Source organism: Stenotrophomonas sp. 2YAF22 (assembly GCF_052114665.1).
Classification (GTDB): Bacteria; Pseudomonadota; Gammaproteobacteria; order Xanthomonadales; family Xanthomonadaceae; genus Stenotrophomonas; species Stenotrophomonas indicatrix.
This window is the reverse complement of the sequence record NZ_JBFRFE010000619.1, coordinates 1-2,573: the sequence shown is the minus strand read 5'-3', so window position 1 is coordinate 2,573 and position 2,573 is coordinate 1. Positions and strand designations below refer to the sequence as shown.

The 2,573-nt window shown below is 65.3% G+C and carries 4 protein-coding genes; 1 reads left to right on the top strand and 3 read right to left on the bottom strand.

Translation table 11 applies throughout. From position 1 onward, the window contains the following. Nucleotides 1-371 precede the first annotated feature (371 nt). Together AB4Y84_RS19015 and AB4Y84_RS19010 are read right to left on the bottom strand one after the other, a co-directional pair. Nucleotides 372-536 (bottom strand): hypothetical protein, encoded by a 165-nt coding sequence (locus tag AB4Y84_RS19015; protein WP_442250665.1) that lies wholly within the window; start codon nucleotides 534-536, stop codon nucleotides 372-374. A gap of 98 nt (nucleotides 537-634) precedes the next feature. Then, nucleotides 635-1,306, bottom strand: coding sequence for a response regulator (locus AB4Y84_RS19010; protein WP_442250664.1), 672 nt, complete (start codon nucleotides 1,304-1,306; stop codon nucleotides 635-637). Nucleotides 1,307-1,440: 134 nt separating this feature from the next. Between AB4Y84_RS19010 and AB4Y84_RS19005 the strand changes: the two genes are divergently transcribed. Next, complete coding sequence (locus AB4Y84_RS19005) at nucleotides 1,441-2,100, top strand: response regulator (protein WP_230109314.1); 660 nt, start codon at nucleotides 1,441-1,443, stop codon at nucleotides 2,098-2,100. Between the two features lie 11 nt (nucleotides 2,101-2,111). On the opposite strand, the gene AB4Y84_RS19000 is transcribed toward AB4Y84_RS19005, so the two are convergent. Next, nucleotides 2,112-2,573: Hpt domain-containing protein (locus tag AB4Y84_RS19000; RefSeq protein WP_442250663.1), on the bottom strand; the 462-nt coding region annotated here is incomplete at its 5' end.

Genomic DNA, 2,573 nt, shown 5'->3' with positions numbered 1-2,573 from the left:
CGCCTGCACCGCCCGAGATCGTGCAGGTCAGGTCAGTCACTTCGCCGGTGAATTCGATGACGCCCGAGCCGTAGGACTGGGCATTGGCGGCCGCAGCGGCCAGCAGCAGGGTTGCAGCGGAAGCAATCGGGAGGAGCTTCATGGTGTTGGATTCTTCTTCACAGGTGTGATCCGCGCGAGGCGGAGGAAAGGCCCCGCCGCCGGGGAGAGCGGCGGGGCCGGGAGCGGGCGGGACACCTGGGGAATAAGCGTCCTTCCCGGCAGGCCGGTTCATTGGCCTACGGGAGGAATGCTATGAATCAAAGCCGATGACCTCCATCGGACCCGGCCGAGATTTCGGCCGCGACCGCTGAGCGCGGCTTGCCGGGGGATCACACGTCATCGCCCTCGTCGTCGGCGGGCGCGTGCAGGTGCCAATGACGGCGCAGCTGGCTGYGGCGCCTCGGCGAGGCGAAGAGGTAGTGGTTCAACAGTTCGAGAAAGTGCGCCTGCGCGGCTGCGGGCAGCCGGGTGAAGTGCAACAGCAGGGCAGTCAAACGGGGGTCGTCTCGAACGGGCACATCATCACCGCAGCAAGGGGTACGTCTCCGAGCCTAGGCATGGGCGACGCCGGATCCATCGGACCCGTCCTCAATCAGTCGGAGGATCCTTCCCCGCCTGCGCCCGCGCGTGCGTTCTGTGACGCCTGCACAAGGCCGTGCGTCAGCGCGTACTCGAAGATCTCCGCATCGCGCTGCAATCCGAGCTTGCGCATCGCTGCGATCTTCTGCGTGCTGATGGTCTTGCGGCTGCGTCCAACGCGCTCGGCGATCTGCATCACGCTCAGCCCTTCGGCGAACATCCGCAGCACCTCCGATTCCCGCTTCGACAGGGCCTCGGCCTCCTGCACGTTACCGGGCGTGCCATCCTCGGCGATCAACCGCGCGATCTCCGCCGATATGAAGGCCTGCCTGCGGCTGGCGGCGTGTACCGCTGGAATCAGCTGTTCCAGGGGGTCGCTCTTGCTGACGATGCAGGATATCCCGGCCCGCTGTATCGAGCGCAGGACCAGGGGGCTTTCCATTCCGGTCAGCACCACCAGGTGAAGGGCCGGAAAGCGGCGCTGCAGGAATCGCAGCAGCGTAACGCCATCCCCGTAGCGACCGTTGGGCATCGAGAAATCGCAGACCGCCACGTCAACCGGTGTGCGACTGAGCAGATCGACCAGTTCGGTGGAGTCGCGTACCAGTCCGGCAATGGCGAGGTCCGGCACGGCCTGAAGCAGGTGTTCCATGCCGGCCAACAGGACCGGATGGTCATCGGCCACAACGATGTTCAACGGCATGCTCGCCTCCTCCCGTGATGGTTCATCGCACGACCTGCCCGAGGGCGGTCGGCTGCCTTATAGTGGTCCGCGCAAATTACGGCAATTTCTGTCGGTTTAATCAACAGAGACCCTCCATGTCCCATCCCGTCATCCGCGTTGCCATCGCCGACGATCATCCGGTCATCCGCATGGGCATCGAAGCCGCCATCGACGAAATCCCCACCCTCTCCTGCATCGGTGCGGTGGGGGATTCCTCTGCGCTGGTCGCTTTGCTGGAGCAGACCGCCTGCGACGTGGTGGTGACCGACTACGCAATGCCCGGCGGTGCCTTTGGTGACGGGCTGCAGCTGCTTGACCATCTGCGCACCCACTTTCCGGACCTGCGCCTGATCGTGATGACCGGGCTCGACCAGCCGGTGATGATCCAGGCGCTTCACGCCAGTGGCATCGACCACATCCTGAGCAAGGCCGATGACACCAGCCACGTGCCGGCGGCGATTGCGGCGGCATGGGCCAACCGTCGCTACCTGTCGCCGTCGATCACCCAGTTGCTCCCCGCACGCGGGGCACCGCGCGCCATCGCGGCGCTGTCGCCCCGCGAGCACGAGGTGCTGGCGTTGTTCGTCTCGGGGTTGAGCGTCAATGAAATCGCAACCCGACTGGACCGCCGCAAGCAGACGATCAGTACCCAGAAGACCGCAGGAATGGCCAAGCTCGGCATCGACAAGGACGCCGATCTGTTCAAGTTCGCCAGCGAACTGGGGCTGCGTACAGCCAGGCCGGATACGGAGTAGCGGCAGCCTGCTCACGCGCCATCCCGCAGGCCATCGCGATAGGCTTCGATCAGATCGCGCAGATCGGACAACAGTGCAACGCGCTCGTGCTCCGGCAGCGACTGTCCATCGCGCAGCAACCGCTCGGCATCGCCGAAGCGCGCGCCAAGCGGCTTTTCACCCATCATCAGCAGTACGCCCTTCAGCGCATGCAGCTGTTCCAGCAACGCCGCATCGTCGCTGCTTTCGCCCGCGGCCTGCATCCTGTCCAGATCGCGGGTACTGCTTTCCACGAACAACGCACGCAGCTTGTGTGGCTTGTCCTTTCCTGCAGGCGAAAGCGGCCGTGGCGGCGACGGCAGCACCTGCAGGTAGCGGTCCAGCATCGCCAGCAGCCGGGCCAGGTCCAGCGGCTTCAGCAGCAGGTCGTCGATACCCGCCGCGCGGCAGCGTTCTCGTTCACTGGCCAGCGCGGTAGCGGTCACGGCCAGGAT

What these genes read in the sequence shown, in the direction of transcription:
- AB4Y84_RS19005 (WP_230109314.1), top strand. Translation starts at nt 1,441, where the DNA reads ATGTCCCATCCCGTCATCCGCGTTGCCATCGCCGACGATCATCCGGTC.